14 protein-coding genes are annotated in these 13,848 nt (G+C 77.9%); 8 read left to right on the top strand and 6 right to left on the bottom strand.

Features of this window, described 5'->3' with window-relative positions:
• Nucleotides 1-2: 2 nt before the first annotated feature.
• On the bottom strand, nucleotides 3-776 hold the full coding sequence (locus ITJ85_RS13460) for an enoyl-CoA hydratase/isomerase family protein (RefSeq protein WP_217913620.1): 774 nt from the start codon (nucleotides 774-776) through the stop codon (nucleotides 3-5).
• Nucleotides 777-877: 101 nt separating this feature from the next.
• Between ITJ85_RS13460 and ITJ85_RS13455 the strand changes: the two genes are divergently transcribed.
• The 3 genes from ITJ85_RS13455 to ITJ85_RS13445 are packed head-to-tail and all read left to right on the top strand — an operon-like array spanning nucleotide 878 to nucleotide 3,776.
• Nucleotides 878-1,927, top strand: a complete 1,050-nt coding sequence (locus ITJ85_RS13455; protein ID WP_217913619.1) for a 3-hydroxyacyl-CoA dehydrogenase — start codon at nucleotides 878-880, stop codon at nucleotides 1,925-1,927.
• Nucleotides 1,928-1,953: 26 nt separating this feature from the next.
• Complete coding sequence (locus ITJ85_RS13450) at nucleotides 1,954-3,408, top strand: MFS transporter (protein ID WP_217913618.1); 1,455 nt, start codon at nucleotides 1,954-1,956, stop codon at nucleotides 3,406-3,408.
• Nucleotides 3,409-3,440: 32 nt separating this feature from the next.
• The gene (locus ITJ85_RS13445) at nucleotides 3,441-3,776 is read left to right on the top strand and encodes a hypothetical protein (RefSeq protein WP_217913617.1); all 336 of its coding nucleotides are present in this window, start codon (nucleotides 3,441-3,443) and stop codon (nucleotides 3,774-3,776) included.
• Nucleotides 3,777-3,804: 28 nt separating this feature from the next.
• On the opposite strand, the gene ITJ85_RS13440 is transcribed toward ITJ85_RS13445, so the two are convergent.
• Entirely contained in the window at nucleotides 3,805-4,680 is an 876-nt protein-coding gene (locus ITJ85_RS13440; RefSeq protein ID WP_217913616.1) for a carbon-nitrogen hydrolase family protein, read from the bottom strand.
• Nucleotides 4,681-4,853: 173 nt separating this feature from the next.
• On the opposite strand from ITJ85_RS13440, the gene ITJ85_RS13435 reads away from it, so the two are divergent.
• Complete coding sequence (locus ITJ85_RS13435) at nucleotides 4,854-6,002, top strand: fatty acid desaturase family protein (RefSeq protein ID WP_217913615.1); 1,149 nt, start codon at nucleotides 4,854-4,856, stop codon at nucleotides 6,000-6,002.
• Between the two features lie 58 nt (nucleotides 6,003-6,060).
• Here ITJ85_RS13435 and ITJ85_RS13430 read toward each other — a convergent pair whose 3' ends face one another.
• The 3 genes from ITJ85_RS13430 to ITJ85_RS13420 all read right to left on the bottom strand — a co-directional run bounded on the left by ITJ85_RS13430 (nucleotide 6,061) and on the right by ITJ85_RS13420 (nucleotide 8,718).
• Nucleotides 6,061-6,579, bottom strand: coding sequence for a DUF2231 domain-containing protein (locus ITJ85_RS13430; protein ID WP_217913614.1), 519 nt, complete (start codon nucleotides 6,577-6,579; stop codon nucleotides 6,061-6,063).
• An 82-nt stretch (nucleotides 6,580-6,661) separates the two neighbouring features.
• Complete coding sequence (locus tag ITJ85_RS13425; RefSeq protein WP_217913613.1) at nucleotides 6,662-8,056, bottom strand: sensor histidine kinase; 1,395 nt, start codon at nucleotides 8,054-8,056, stop codon at nucleotides 6,662-6,664.
• Nucleotides 8,053-8,718 carry a response regulator transcription factor gene (locus tag ITJ85_RS13420; RefSeq protein WP_217913612.1) on the bottom strand — a complete coding sequence of 222 codons (666 nt, stop codon included), beginning with the start codon at nucleotides 8,716-8,718 and terminating at the stop codon, nucleotides 8,053-8,055. The genes ITJ85_RS13425 and ITJ85_RS13420 overlap by 4 nt, the downstream gene beginning before the upstream one ends.
• 150 nt (nucleotides 8,719-8,868) lie before the next feature.
• On the opposite strand from ITJ85_RS13420, the gene ITJ85_RS13415 reads away from it, so the two are divergent.
• The 4 genes from ITJ85_RS13415 to ITJ85_RS13400 all read left to right on the top strand — a co-directional run bounded on the left by ITJ85_RS13415 (nucleotide 8,869) and on the right by ITJ85_RS13400 (nucleotide 11,341).
• Nucleotides 8,869-9,231: a hypothetical protein gene (locus ITJ85_RS13415; protein WP_217913611.1), complete on the top strand. Its 363-nt coding sequence runs from the start codon at nucleotides 8,869-8,871 to the stop codon at nucleotides 9,229-9,231.
• A 297-nt stretch (nucleotides 9,232-9,528) separates the two neighbouring features.
• Nucleotides 9,529-10,398 carry an FAD:protein FMN transferase gene (locus ITJ85_RS13410; RefSeq protein WP_217913610.1) on the top strand — a complete coding sequence of 290 codons (870 nt, stop codon included), beginning with the start codon at nucleotides 9,529-9,531 and terminating at the stop codon, nucleotides 10,396-10,398.
• Nucleotides 10,395-10,985, top strand: coding sequence for a ferric reductase-like transmembrane domain-containing protein (locus tag ITJ85_RS13405; RefSeq protein ID WP_217913609.1), 591 nt, complete (start codon nucleotides 10,395-10,397; stop codon nucleotides 10,983-10,985). The genes ITJ85_RS13410 and ITJ85_RS13405 overlap by 4 nt, the downstream gene beginning before the upstream one ends.
• Complete coding sequence (locus ITJ85_RS13400) at nucleotides 10,982-11,341, top strand: hypothetical protein (RefSeq protein WP_217913608.1); 360 nt, start codon at nucleotides 10,982-10,984, stop codon at nucleotides 11,339-11,341. Before ITJ85_RS13405 ends, ITJ85_RS13400 begins: the two co-directional genes overlap by 4 nt.
• Here the strand turns inward: ITJ85_RS13400 and ITJ85_RS13395 are convergent, their stop codons facing one another.
• Complete coding sequence (locus ITJ85_RS13395) at nucleotides 11,342-13,807, bottom strand: galactose oxidase-like domain-containing protein (RefSeq protein ID WP_217913607.1); 2,466 nt, start codon at nucleotides 13,805-13,807, stop codon at nucleotides 11,342-11,344. It abuts the gene before it with no gap.
• Nucleotides 13,808-13,848 lie beyond the last annotated feature (41 nt).

Here is a 13,848-nt window from a genome sequence, read left to right as displayed (position 1 = left end):
CGCTACAGCTCCGAGAACCTGGGCGGGCGCTTCTCGAAGAAGGCGGTCATGCCCTCCCGCTGCTCGGGCGTGGTGAAGGCCAGGGCGAAGGCGTCGATCTCGCGCTGCAGGTGGCCCTTCAGGTCGCCGTCGAGGGCCAGGTTGCAGAGGGCCTTCGCCGAGGCGATCGTCCAGGCCGGCTTGCTCGCGATGGCCTCCGCCATCTCGACGGCCCGGTCGAGCAGCTCCTCGCGCGGGTGGACGTGGTTCACGAGGCCCACCCGCAGCGCCTCCGCGGCGTCGACCGGCCGCCCGGTGAGGATCATCTCCTTCGCGAAGCCCAGCGAGGTGGCGCGCGCCAGGCGCTGGGTGCCGCCCCAGCCGGGGACGATGCCGAGGTTGACCTCCGGCTGGCCGAAGCGGGCGCTCTCGGCCGCGATGCGGATGTCGCAGGCGAGCGCCAGCTCGCAGCCGCCCCCGAGCGCGTAGCCGTTGACCGCGGCGATGACCGGCTTGGGGAAGTCCTCGATGCGGTCGGTGATCTCGTGGCCGCGCCGGGCGTAGGCGCGCGCCTCCAGGGCGCTGGCCGACTGCATGTGGCCGATGTCCGCGCCGGCGCTGAAGGCGCGGTCGCCGGCGCCGGTCAGCACGACCACCTGGGCGCGCGGGGTGCGCTCGACGGCCGCGAGGCGCTCCTCGAGCTCGTCCAGCAGCTCGGGCGAGAGCGCGTTGAGCGCCTCGGGGCGGTTGAGGGTCAGGATCGCGACGGGGCCGCGGCTCTCGAGGTCGATCGGCACGGGGACTCCGGGTCGTGGCGGCGCCCGGCGTCGGGGGACCCGCGCCGGGCCGGGCGCGGCCACCGTGACACGCGGGCCGCGGGGTGTGCAAACTGCGGCCCATGACCACGCCACCCCCCTCCCGGATCGCGGTCGTCGGCGCCGGCGTCATGGGCAGCGAGATCGCCCAGGTCGCGGCCGCCGCCGGCCTCGACGTCGTGCTGCTCGACGCCGACCCCGCCGCCCTCGCGCGAGGGATGGAGCACCTGCGCGGCATCGGCGAGCGCCGGGTGGCCCGCGGGCGCATGGACGAGGCGGCCGCGCACGCGGCGCTGGCGCGCGTCACCGCGACCATCGACGACGCGGCGCTGGCCTCGTGCGGCCTGGCGGTCGAGGCCGTGCCCGAGGTGCTCGAGATCAAGCTCGACGTGTTCCGGCGGCTGGACGACGCCCTGTCGCCCGGCGCCCTGCTGGCGACCAACACGTCGGGCCTCTCGGTGACCGCGCTCGCCGAGGCCACCTCGCGCCCCGACCGGGTGCTGGGGCTGCACTTCTTCAACCCGGCGAGCGTCATGCGCCTGGTCGAGGTGATCCGCGGCCGCGCGACCAGCGAGGAGACGATCGCGGCGGGGGAGGCGCTCGTGAGCGCGCTCGGCAAGGTGCCGGTGCGGGTGCGCGAGTGCCCGGGGTTCCTCGTCAACCGCATCCTCGTGCGGGCGATGGCCGAGGCGTACCGGCGGGCGGAGGCGACGGGCGCCGACCGGGGGGCGGCCGACGCGGCCGTGCGCGACGCGGGCCCGGCGCCGATGGGCCCGTTCGAGCTCGCCGACCTGATCGGCCTCGACACCCTCAGTCACATCATCGACGACCTCGAGGAGGCCTACGGCGCCCGCTTCGCTGACGGCGGCGCCGTGGCGCGGGAGGTGGCCGCCGGGCGCCTGGGGCGCAAGTCGGGCGCCGGGTTCGATCCCGGGCCCGCGCCGGAGGGCGAGCCCGGCGAGGCGGCCCGCGAGGTGGCCGACGCCTACTACGGGGGCGCGCTCGACGAGGCGCGCAGGTGCCGCGACGAGCGCGTGGCCGCGCCCGGCGACATCGACCTCGCGATGCGCCACGGCGCAGGCTGGGAGGCCGGCCCGCTGGCCTGGGCGGAGGGCAGCACGCCGGACCACTGAGCGTGCCCCGGCGCTAGGGTCCCCGGGTGCCGAACCGGGCGACCCACTCGCAGCGCCTGACCCTCGCCGGGCTGATCGTCGCCTCGGGCGCCTACGCGCTCATGCAGACGTTCCTCATCCCGGCGCTGGCGCCGCTCGAGCGCGAGCTCGACACGAGCACCGCCTGGGTCACGTGGACCGTCACCGCGTACCTGCTGAGCGGGGCGGTGAGCACGCCGATCATCGGCCGGCTGGGCGACCAGTACGGCAAGCGGCGCCTCATGCTGATCAGCCTCGGCGTGTTCCTGCTCGGCTCCGTGGGCGCGATCTTCGCGCCGGACATCGGCACGCTGATCGGGTTCCGGGTGGTGCAGGGGGTGGGCGGCGCCGCCTTCCCGCTGAGCTACGCGATCATCCGAGACGAGTTCCCGCCGGAGCGGATCCCCGTGGCGATGGGGACCGTGTCGTCGGTGCTCGGCGTCGGCGGCGGCGTCGGGATCGCCCTGAGCGGGGTCATCGTCGACAACGCCTCGTGGCGCTGGCTGTTCGTGGTCAGCGCCCTGCTGGTGGCGGCGGCCGTCGTGATGGTGTGGCGCTTCGTGCCCGAGTCGCCGGTGCGGGCGCCCGCCCGCCCGGACGTGGCGGGCGCGCTGCTCCTGTCGGGCGGCCTCGTCGCCCTGCTCGTGGGCGTCACGGAGGGGGAGGGCTGGGGCTGGGGCTCGCCCGCGGTGCTGGGCCTGCTCGGCGGCTCGGCGCTGCTGTTCGTGGTCTGGGGCGCCGTCGAGCTGCGGGTGGCCGAGCCGATGGTGGACATGCGCATGCTGGCGCGCCGGCCGGTGCTCTTCACGAACCTCACCGCGCTGCTGTCGGGGTTCGCGCTCTACATGACCTGGGTGATCCTGCCCGGGTTCTTCCAGCTGCCGCGCGGCCTGCCCGACGACCTGGCGGCGCTCGGCGACTACGGCTTCGGCACGACCGTGACCGTCGCGGGCCTGTGGATCCTGCCGACCTCGGCGGCGATCGTGATCTCGGGCCCGGTCGCCGGGCTGCTGGGGCGCCGGTACGGCTCGCGCCTGCCCCTGACGGCCGGCATGGTGCTGCTGGCGGCCGGCTCGGCGATGATCGCCCTCTTCCACGCGACGCCCCTGCAGGTGTCGGCCTGCTTCGCGGTCTGCGGCGTCGGCATCGGCTTCTCGTTCGCCGCGATGCCGCGGCTCGTCTCGGACGCCGTGCCCCCGTCCGAGACCGGCGTCGCGAACGGCATGAACACCGTCATCCGCACGGTCGGCGGCGTGATCGGCGCCCAGATCGGCGCGGCGGTGCTCACGGCCAGCGCGGTGGGCGGGGGGCCGGTGCCCGCCGAGTCGGGCTACGTCACCGCGTTCTGGATCGGCGCCGGCGCGGCCGTCCTCGGCGCGGGCGCGGCCGCGCTGGTGGCGCCGGGCCGGACGCCCCGCCGGGCGGTCTTGACACCGCGCGACGGGGTAGGAGACTCGGCGTAGCGGACTGCTCCCGAGCGAGTGGAGGTGGAGCGATGGCGACGTGCCCACTCTGCGGATCGCGTGACGGGCTCGACGTCGTGCACGACCCCGTGGGGCCGCGCCTCGCGCGGCGCATCGCGGAGGTGGCGTGCCGGTCGGGGGTGGGGACCTCCGCCGGGGTGCGGATGCGCTCGGCCGCGACCGGGGTGCCGTGGGGCGAGGTGGTGGAGGCCCCGGAGGCCGCCGTCGTCGAGGCGTTCGCCCTGCTCGTGCGCGCGGGGATGCTGCGCGTCGAGGGCAACGCCCTGGTCATCCCGTGGGAGGCCTCGGACGTCTACACCCGGATCCTCGAGGACCCGGGCTGGAGCGGACGGCCGCTCGACGCCTGACCAGGGGCCGCGGCGCGGCCGGACGGGCTCAGAGGCCCGGCCGGTCGTAGTGCCCGGCCGTGTCGAGCACGCGCCGGGCCGCCATGACGCGGTCCATCTCCAGGTCGGCGTAGAGCACCTCCTCGCGCCCGCGGACCGGCCCGGCGAGCACCTCGCCCCAGGGGTCGACGATCACGCTGCCGCCGGACATGAGCGTCTCCGGGCACCCGTCGAGCGCCTCGCGCAGGGGGAAGTCGGCGGGGAAGTGGTCGCGGCGCAGGTGCTGGACGGGCGAGAGCACGAAGGCGCCGGCCTCGAAGGCGAAGCCGCGCATCGCCGCCACCCAGACGTCGCGATCGTCGGCGGTCGGCGCGACGATCACGTCGACCCCCGCCAGGTGCAGCCGCCGGCGGGCCTGCGGAATGAAGTTCTCCCAGCAGATGAGCCCGCCGAGGCGCGCGACGCCGGCCTCGATCGCGTCCAGGTCGTCGCCCGCACCCTGGCCCCAGAAGGCGCGCTCGTGCATCGTCGGCACCAGCTTGCGGTGGCGGCCGGCCACCCGCCCCTCCGGCGAGAGCCACAGGAGCGTGTTCCACAGGGTGCCCGGCCGCCGCCGGTCGCGCTCGTTGACGCCGATCGCCACCCACGCGCCCGCGTCGCGCGCCGCGGCGGCGAGCCGCGCGGCGAGCGGGCCATCGACGTCGACCGCGTTGTCCCACAGCCGCCGGTGTAGCTCCGCGGCGTCCGGGTTCATCGTCTCGCCGTAGCGATGGCCCCAGCACGGCCGCGGCATGAGCGGCACGAAGCCCTCGGGCAGGGCGACGATGCGGGCGCCCGCGCGCCCGGCCTCGCGGATGATGCCGCAGGCCTTCTCGACCGACGCGGGGCCGTCCATCACGACCGAGGTGGCCTGTGCCACGGCCACGGGGACGACGCGATCGGGCGGCCGGCGCATCCGCGGCACGCTACCGCAGCGCGCTACGCTCGGGTCGCACGCTGCGGCGCGGGGGGCGGAGTCCCGTGGTCAACCGTCCTCTTCGCGGCGCCGTCCGGGCAGACCGTCCGGCGTCACGTCCAGACGCCGAAGGTGGTCACCACGTGGCATCGCATCATCAGCCCCCGTCCGCGAGCGGGGGCGACCGGATCCGGTTCGACGGCGGCGGCGCGTTCCACGCCGAGCTGAAGCAGCGCGTGGCCGCGCTGCTGCGGGAGCCGGGGCGCGCCCGCCGCGCGCAGCGGCGCATGTACGTCAAGAGCGCCGTCATGGCGGTCTGGCTCGCGGCGTCGTGGGCGGGGCTCGTGCTGCTCGCCGACAGCGCGTGGCAGGCCGGTCTGCTGGCCGTGTCGCTCGGCCTCGCCATGGCGGGCCTCGCCTTCAACGTCACCCACGACGCCAACCACGGCAGCTGGTCGCCCCACCGGAGGCTCAACCGGGCGATGGCCTGGACGCTGGACCTCCTCGGCGCCAGCTCCTACATCTGGCGGACGAAGCACAACGTGGTGCACCACACGTACACCAACATCGACGGCGCCGACTCGGACATCGACTCGATGCCGTTCGCGCGCTTCGCCCCCGCGCAGCCCCGCCGCGTCCTGCACCGGTTCCAGCACCTCTACATCTGGGTGCTCTACGGGCTGTTCGCGATCAAGTGGCACACGGTCGGCGACTTCGGCTACCTGCGCACGGGCCGGATCGGCGAGACGCCGGTGCGCTGGCCGCGCGGCCGCGACGCCGTCGGCTTCTGGGCCGGCAAGGCCGGCTTCGTCACCTGGTCGGTGGCGATCCCGCTGCTGCTGCACCCGGCCTGGCAGGTCGCCATCGCGTTCGGCGTCGTGTCGTTCGTGCTCGCCCTGACGCTCGCCGTCACCTTCCAGCTCGCCCACTGCGTGGACGAGGCGGAGTTCTCGAGCACCGAGGAGATGCGGGGCGCCGGCCGCGTCGACTGGGCACGCCACCAGATCGAGACGACCGTCGACTTCGCGCCGCGCAGCCGGCTGCTCGCCTGGTACATGGGCGGCCTCAACTTCCAGGTCGAGCACCACCTGTTCTCGCGCGTCGCCCACACGCACTACCCCGCGATGGCCCGCGTGGTGCGCGAGGTGTGCGAGCGCCACGGGGTGCGCCACCGGTCGCATCCGAGCCTCTGGTCGGCGCTGGCGTCCCACGCGCGCTGGCTGCGCGAGATGGGCCGTCCCGAGCCGGCGGCGCCGGCGCCCGCGGCGCCCGCGCCCGGGGCGCCGGCCTGACGCCCGCCGCGTGACCCGCGCCTCCTCCGCGGCTGATCGCGGAGGAGGCGCCACGTGGCTACCGGCTCGCGGCGGAGGCGGGGGCGCTGAGCGACGGCCCCTCGGCCGACCACGCCGCCGAGGCGCCCTCGTGCCCGGTGCGGACGTCCCACACGGTCGTGAGCAGCGCCGTCGCGACGAGCGCCGCGGCGAGCGCCGCGCCGACCGCCCGCGGGGCGAGCAGCCGCCGAACCCGCCCGGCCCCCGGCAGGCGCCGCGCGCCGGCCGCCCGCGCGAACCACAGGAGCGCCGCGACGGCGGTGAGGAACGCGAGGGTCCGGGTCGACTCGCCGAGGGCGGCGTGCTCGCGCACCGCCGCGGTCACGTCCACGCGCTCCTCCAGCTCCTCGCCGGTGATCGTCGCGAGCTGCGCGCCGGCGGCGGCGACCAGCGCCGAGCCGAGCGCCACGGCGGCGGCCGCCCGGCGGGCGCGGCGCCAGGCGACGGAGACGATCGCCGCCAGCAGGGTGACCGGGATCAGCACGACCGGGAGGTGCACGACGAGCGGGTGGGTGGGGACGCCGGCGATCGAGTCCACGAGCTGCTCCTGACGACGGGTGCGGTCCGCCGATCGTGGGTGCGCCGCGGTTCGGGCTCAACCCGGATCGGGTTCGGAAACGTCAACGACGCGCGGCGGCCCGGGCCGCCGCCGGGTAGTCCACGACCGCCCGCAACCCGCCGCCGTCCGCCTCCTGCAGCGCCACCGTGCCGCCGTCGGCCCCCACCAGGCGGCGGACGATCGCCAGGCCGAGGCCGGACCCCGCCCGGTCGCCGCCCGCGCGCCAGAAGCGGTCGAACGCGCGCTCGCGCTGGGCCGCGTCCATCCCGGGGCCGTCGTCGGTCACCGTCACGCGCGCGCCGCCGTCGCGGGGGCCGGCGGCGACCACGACCCGGCCGCCGGACGGGGCGGCGGCGATCGCGTTGGCGATCAGGTTGTCGAGCACCTGCTCCAGCGCGCCCTCCGACAGCAGCGCCCGCGGGGCGCCGTCCACCCGCGCGGTGAGCTCGACGCCCGCCTCGGCCGCGGCGAGCCGCCAGGCGTCGGCGCGCTCGCCGACGAGCGCGCCGACGTCCTGCGGGGAGCGCCGCGCCGCGCTGCGCTCGGCGCGGGTCAGCGCCAGCAGCCCGTCCACCAGGCGCGACAGCCGGTCGACCTCCGCGAGCGCGCCCTCCACGTCCTCGTCGCCCTGCCCGCCGGTCGCGTGCTGGAGGTTCTCGATCCGCAGGCGCAGGGCGGTCAGGGGGCTGCGCAGCTGATGCGAGGCGTCGGCGACGAACTGCTCCTGCGCGCCCACCATCGCGTCCAGCCGCGTGACCATGTCGTTGAACGCGGCCGCCAGCTCGCGCACCTCGCCGGGGCCGGCCGCGGCGTCGGCGCGCACGCCGAGGTCGCCGCCCTCGGCCCGCCGGGTGGCGTCGCGCAGGTCCACCAGGGGCCGGCTCACCCAGCGCGCGAGCCAGCGACCGGTCACGGTGACCGCGAGGAGCACCACCGCGGCGATGCCCGCGAGGGCCAGCCAGTAGCGGCGCACGAGCGCGTCGATGCGCGACGTCGGCACCGTCGCCCGGACGACGCCGTGGACGACGCCGCCCGAGGCCACCGGGACCGCGACGTAGAGCAGGCGGCGCCCCAGGGTCTCCGACGAGCGCGTGCCGGTGGCCACCCGGCCGTCGAGGGCCGCGGCGACCTCCGGGCGGGTGGAGAAGTCGCGCCCCAGCTCCCGGGCGGCGTCGGAATCGGCGAGCGCGACGCCCGTGGGGCCGGTCACGACGACCCGCGCGCCGGTGCCGGCGGCGTAGCCGCCCACGATCCGCCCCAGCGTCGCGTCGCCGGGCGCGGCGCCGGCCTGGAGGCGGTCCTCGACGAGCGCCGCGAGCGCGACGGCGTCGCGCTCGACCCGCTGCTGCAGATCCTGGCGCTGGTTGCGGGCGTTGCTCACGCCCAGCGGGATCTCGAGGGCGACGAGCACGATCGTCGCCAGCACCAGGTAGGTGGCGACGAGGCGCCGGGTCACGGCGCGCGCAGGCGGAAGCCGACGCCCCGCACGGTCTCGATCCAGCCCGGGTCGCCGAGCTTGCGCCGCAGCGACGACACGTGGACGTCGATCGTCTTCGTGGGCCCGTACCAGCGCGTGCCCCAGACCTCCTCGAGGATCCGCCGCCGGTCGACCGCCGCGCCGGGGTCCGAGGCCAGCAGGGCGAGCAGCGCGAACTCCTTCGGCGTCAGGGGCAGCGCGGCCCCCGCGAGCGCGGCCTCGTGGCGGCGCCGGTCCACCGTCAGCGGGCCGACGGTCACGACGGCGTCCGCGGCCACGCCGCGCCCCGGCTCGGCGACCCGCCGCATCACGGCGTGGATGCGCGCGACCAGCTCGCGCAGCCCGAACGGCTTGACCACGTAGTCGTCGGCGCCGAGCTCGAGGCCGATGACGCGGTCGACCTCCTCGCCCTTCGCCGTGACCATGATGATCGGCACGCCCGAGCGGGCGCGCAGCTCGCGGGCGACGGCGTAGCCGTCGGTGTCGGGCAGGCGCAGGTCGAGCAGCACCAGGTCCGGCTCGGCGGCGGCGAGGGCGTCCGCGCCGGTGGCGACGCGCTCGACCTCGAACCCCTCGCGCCGGAGCCCCGACACGAGGGGGGCCGCGATGCCGTCGTCGTCCTCCACCACCAGCAGGCGCATGCCCGGATCATGGCGGGCCGGGGCGCGCGGCGACACCGCCCTACCGTTCCCTTACCGTCCGCTGGACGACCCCGGGGGCTCGCTGACCCCGTCCGAACGGCGCCGCGCCTAGCGTCGTCGGGGACGGATCGGCGAGCGAAGGGGAGGATCATGAACGGACTGATCGTGGCCGGCGTGGCCACCGTGGCGGGGATCGCGGGCGTGGTGGGCCTGACCCAGGCGACCGGATCGGGCGGCGAGCCGGCCGCGGCCACCGCCCCGGCGGTCACGGCCCCGGCCGGCGACGCGCTGCTCGAGCGCCTCCAGCGGCTCGACCGGGCCCAGCGCGCGGCCGACGCGGCGCTCGCCCGCGCGGCCCGGGAGCCGGCGCCCGTCGTCCGGCTGCGCGGCGACGGCACGGTCGACGACACCCAGGTGGCCTACGAGGACGACGACGACCGGTTCGACGACGACCACGGCGGCGACCGCGAGCGCCACGACAGGGGCGACGACGACCACGGGGACGACGACTGATGGACCCCGCGCGCCTGCGCAGGGCCGTCGTGGGGGGCGCCGTCGCGGCGACCGCCGTCGTGGCCGCCGTGATCGCGGCCGATCCGCTGCCGGGCGGCGGCGCACCGGCCCCCCCCGGCCCGCCGCGGCACCGGCCGGCGGGGCCGACGCCGCGCTCGCGCGGCTCGAGGCGGCCGCGGTCGCGCGCCTGGACCGGGCCGAGCGGCTGCTCGGCTCGGCCGCCGCGCCCGCGCCGGCCCCGGTCGTCTCGATCGCCCCGCCGTCGACCCCGTCCGTCGCCACCAGCAGGAGCTCGTGATGCTGCGGGAGCGGTTCCACGCGATGGGGACGGGCATGGAGCTGGTGGTGGATGCCCCCGACGGCCCGCTCGCCCGCGCGGCGCTGGCCGCCGCGCGGGCTGAGGTCGCGCGCCTCGAGCGGCTGCTCTCGCGCTTCCGGCCCGGCTCCGAGCTGTCCCGCCTCAACCGCGAGCGCCGCATGCATGTCGGCGCCGACCTGATGCGCGTGCTCGTCGCGGCGCTCGACCTGCGCCGCCGCACGGCCGGGCGGTTCGACCCGACGCTCGGGCGCGCGATGTGGGCCTGGGGCTACGACCGCACGTTCGAGCGCGTCGCCGACGACCCCCGCCCGGCGCCCCGGGCCCCCGCCGGGGGCGCCGTGGCGCTCGACCGGCGGCGCGGGTGGGTGGCGCTCGGGCCCGGCGCCGAGCTCGACCTCGGCGCCATCGCCAAGGGCGACGCCGCCGACCGCGCCGCCGCCCTGCTGGCGCAGGCCGGCCCCTGCCTCGTCGATGCCGGGGGCGACCTCGTCGTCAGCGGTCCGCGGGCGGCGGGCCCCTGGCCGGTGGCGGTCGAGGGGCCCGGCGGCCCGACGGTCCTCATGCTGGAGCGCGGCGCGGTCGCGACCTCCGGCGTCGACCGGCGGCGCTGGCGCCGCGGGGGGCGCGAGGCCCACCACGCCATGGCGCCCGGGCGGGGGGCGCCGGCCGACACCGACCTCGTGCGCGCGAGCGCCGTGGCGTCCACCGGCGCGGAGGCCGACGCCCTCGCCACGGCGCTGCTGGTGGCGGGCGCCGACGGCGCCCGCGCGCTGGCCGACGACTGGCGCGTGCCGGCCGTGCTCGTCGCCGGCGACGGCGGGGTCGCCCTGGCGGGGGGGCTGCGATGACCGCGGAGATGCTGCCGTGGGTGATCGCCCGCTCCACCGGCCTCGTCGCGTTCGCGCTGCTCACCGGGGCGGTGCTCGCCGGCCTCCTGGTGCGCACCCGCACGCCGGCCGGGTCGCTGAAGGGCAGCGGCATGGTCGACCTCCATCGCCTGCTCTCGCTGCTGGCGCTGCTGCTCACCGCGGCGCACGGCGTCGCCCTCGTGCTCGACACCACGGTCGAGATCGAGCCGCTCGCCCTCGTCGTGCCGGGGCTCGTGCCGTACCGGCCGGTGTGGTCGGCGATCGGCGTCGTCGCCGCCGAGGTCGCCCTGCTGGTGCACGTCTCGTTCCGCTTCCGCAAGCGCATCGGCGTGCCGGCCTGGCGGCGGATCCACTTCCTGGCCTACGCGGCGTTCGCCGGCGCGGCCGTGCACGGCATCGCGGCGGGCACCGACACCGGCCGGCCGTGGGCGATGGCGCTCTACGGGGGCGCGGTCGGCGCCGTCGCGGGGCTCACCGGCTGGCGCATCGTGACCGCCCGCCGCGCGCGGCCGGGCGCCGCGCGTCAGACTCGCCGCACGGCGGGCGAGCGGGAGGCGACGGCGTGAGCGGCGGCGGGTGGCGACGGTGGCGGCGGCCGGTGCTGATCGCGCTGGCGGTGCTGGCCGTGGCCGCCGCGGCGGCGGCGGCCAACATGGCCCTGCTCGGCCAGGCCGGCGAGGACCGCCTCGGGCGGCTGCGCCCGGTCGATCCCTCGCTCGGCGTCGCGGCGACCGCGTCGACCGCCCGCCCGCCCGCCACCGCGGCCGCCGGTTCCACGACCGCCCCCACGACGGCCGCCGCGCCGCCGGCGACGAGCGACGACGACCACGACGGGGCCTCGACCGACGAGCGTCGCGGCGACGACGATGACGACGGCCGCGGGCGGGGCCGCGGCCGCGGCGGCGACGAGGACGACGACTGACTAGCGGCGGGCGGCCAGACGGCCCGGCAGCCGCGCCACGCGCGTGAGGCTCGCGCGCCGGCCGGCGCCGTCGCGCACGACGACCTGCACGCGCGCGCCGCGCAGGCCGCGCAGCCTCGCGGTCGGCACGAGCACCGCGCGGGTCACCCGCCGTCCCGGCGGCAGGCCGTGCGTGCGCCGGGCCGCCACCCGGCCGCCGCGGCCGCGCACCACGATCGTCGCCCGCGCGCGGGCCGTGGACCGCAGGCGCAGCGAGACCCTGACCCGCCCCCGCACGAGGGCGGCCCGCGGGCGGGCGGCGGCCACGCGCAGCGCCGGCCGCGGCGCCGGCGCCGCGGCGGCGGGGCGCGGCACGGGCACGGGGTTCGCGGGCGTGGGCGCCGGCGCGGGGCCCGGCGCCGCCGGCAGCGGCGGGGCGTCGGGCGCCGCCGGGTCGAGCCGCACCCAGGACGCCACCGAGGGCACCCCGTCGGCGTCGAGCACGAACAGCATGTAGTAGCCGGGCGGCGCGACGGTCGCGTTGCGCGGCGTGCGCAGGGTGAGCCCTTCGGCCTGCGCGCTCAGCGGCAGCTCGATCGCCTGCTGCGACATGTCCACCGCGTGGGTCACCGCCCCGGGCCGCATCAGCACCGCCCGGGTCACGGCCGCCGGCTCGCCCGCCACGGCGACCCGGAACGGCGCGTCGTAGCGGACGGCCGCCGGCGCGGACGCGACCGCCGGCCGCGGGCCGCGGAAGAGGTAGGGCGGGCTCCACAGCTGGGCGGTGCGGTTGGCGGGCTGCAGGTGGTCGGCCGAGATCGCGCCGGCCGTGTCGCGGTCGTCGCCCGCCGAGAGCACCCGGCCGTCGGGCAGCAGCACGGAGGTGGAGTGGTACGTGCGCGCGTCGGCCTCGGCGCCCACCGTGCGCCAGCCCCTGCCGGGCTCCAGCAGCTCCGCCTCGTAGACCGGGTCGGCGTAGAGGCTGTCGTCGCGCCGCCCGTAGCCGCCGCCGTTCGTGAACACCGCGAGGTCCGGCAGCAGCACGGTGTTGAAGTGGGCGCGGCCGCGGTTGAGCCGCAGGGCGGGCTCGATGCGCCACCCGTCCTCCGGCGCGTCGAGGTCGAGCACCTCGGCGGTGGCCAGCGGCGGGGTGCTCTCGCCCGGGCCGGGCGCCACCGCGCCCGAGTCGGACCCGCCGAGCATCACCACCCGCCGCGAGCCGTCGGTGCCCGACGGCTCCAGGTACGCGGTGCCCCAGGCGCGGTCGCTCGAGAGCGGCACGGTGTCCGGCTCGAACGGGCGCTCGTAGACGTCGTCCCAGACGCCGGTGGCCGTGTCGATGATCGCCGAGTCCCACTGGTGCGGTCCCGCGACCAGCACCTTCGTGCCGCCCGCGCCGGCGGCGGTGGTGTCGGGCAGGACGAACATGTGGGGGTAGAGGCCCACGCCGCGGTGGTCCGGGTAGGGCGTGGGCTGGCCGGGCCCGTCCGGGGGCAGGCGGCTCAGCTCGCGCGTCGCGAGGCCGCCGGGCGGCGTGCCCGGGTCGAACAGCTCGACGCTCTGGTTGTTGACCATCGTCGGCGGCGCGTCCGGGTCGCCGTTGGTCTCGCGGCCGCCGGTCTCGTCCCAGCCGCCCACGATCAGCACCTCGCCGTCCGGCAGCAGGGTGAGCGTCGGGTACCAGCGGCCGCCGCTCTCCATGTCGCGGTAGCGCGTCCACCGCTCGGTCCACGGGTCGAAGGTCATCACCCAGGCGCCGCCCTTGAAGCCGGTCCCCGCGCCCGCCCCGGCGCCCGCGCCGCCGTACGGGTAGGCGAGGTTGCCGCCCACCACGAGCACCCGCCCGTCGGGCAGCAGCACCTGCCCGCCGCACCACAGGTTGGCCGGGGCCGAGTAGGCCGGCTGGCCGCCGTCGGCCGGGTAGTCCACGACCGGCGGGGGCACGGCGCGGATGGTGCCGGTGGCCGGGTCCCAGAGGTGGGCGTTGCCCCCGTCGGTGAGCACCTCGCCCGGGACGCCCTTCGGCTGGGAGAACCAGAGCACCTTGTTGGTCGGCAGCACCACGGCGTGGATCGCCGTGCTCGGCACCCGCAGCAGGTCGCCCCACATGCCGTCGGGCCGCTCGACCGCCGCGGCGCCGAGGCGCGCCCCCGCGACCTGCGCGGTGCGCGCGAGCGGCGCGGTGGGGGCGGGGTCGGGGCAGGCGGCGTCGGCGACCGCGTCGCGGCCGGGACGGGCGCAGGCGGCGGCGAGCGCCGCGGCGCGGGCCCGCGCCTGCGGGGACGCGTCCAGGTGGGCGCCGTTGTGGTCGAAGCGGGCGCCCTCCAGCGCGTTGAGTCCCGAGAAGACCCCCGGCGGCACGCGGGAGCCCGACACCACCGGCGTCAGCGCCATCACGCCGGCCATCGCCGCCGCGGCCCCGCTCAGCGCCAGCACCTGCCTCCTGCGCCGCCTGCCGCGCGCCATCCGCCCTCCGTCGCCGGTCACCCCACGCCCATCGGCAGCGACGGGGGGCGTCATGATCTGCG

Source organism: Miltoncostaea marina (genome assembly GCF_018141525.1).
Lineage (GTDB): Bacteria > Actinomycetota > Thermoleophilia > Miltoncostaeales > Miltoncostaeaceae > Miltoncostaea > Miltoncostaea marina.
Note: the sequence above shows the minus strand (reverse complement) of the source record. Positions and strands in the feature narration are given on the sequence as shown.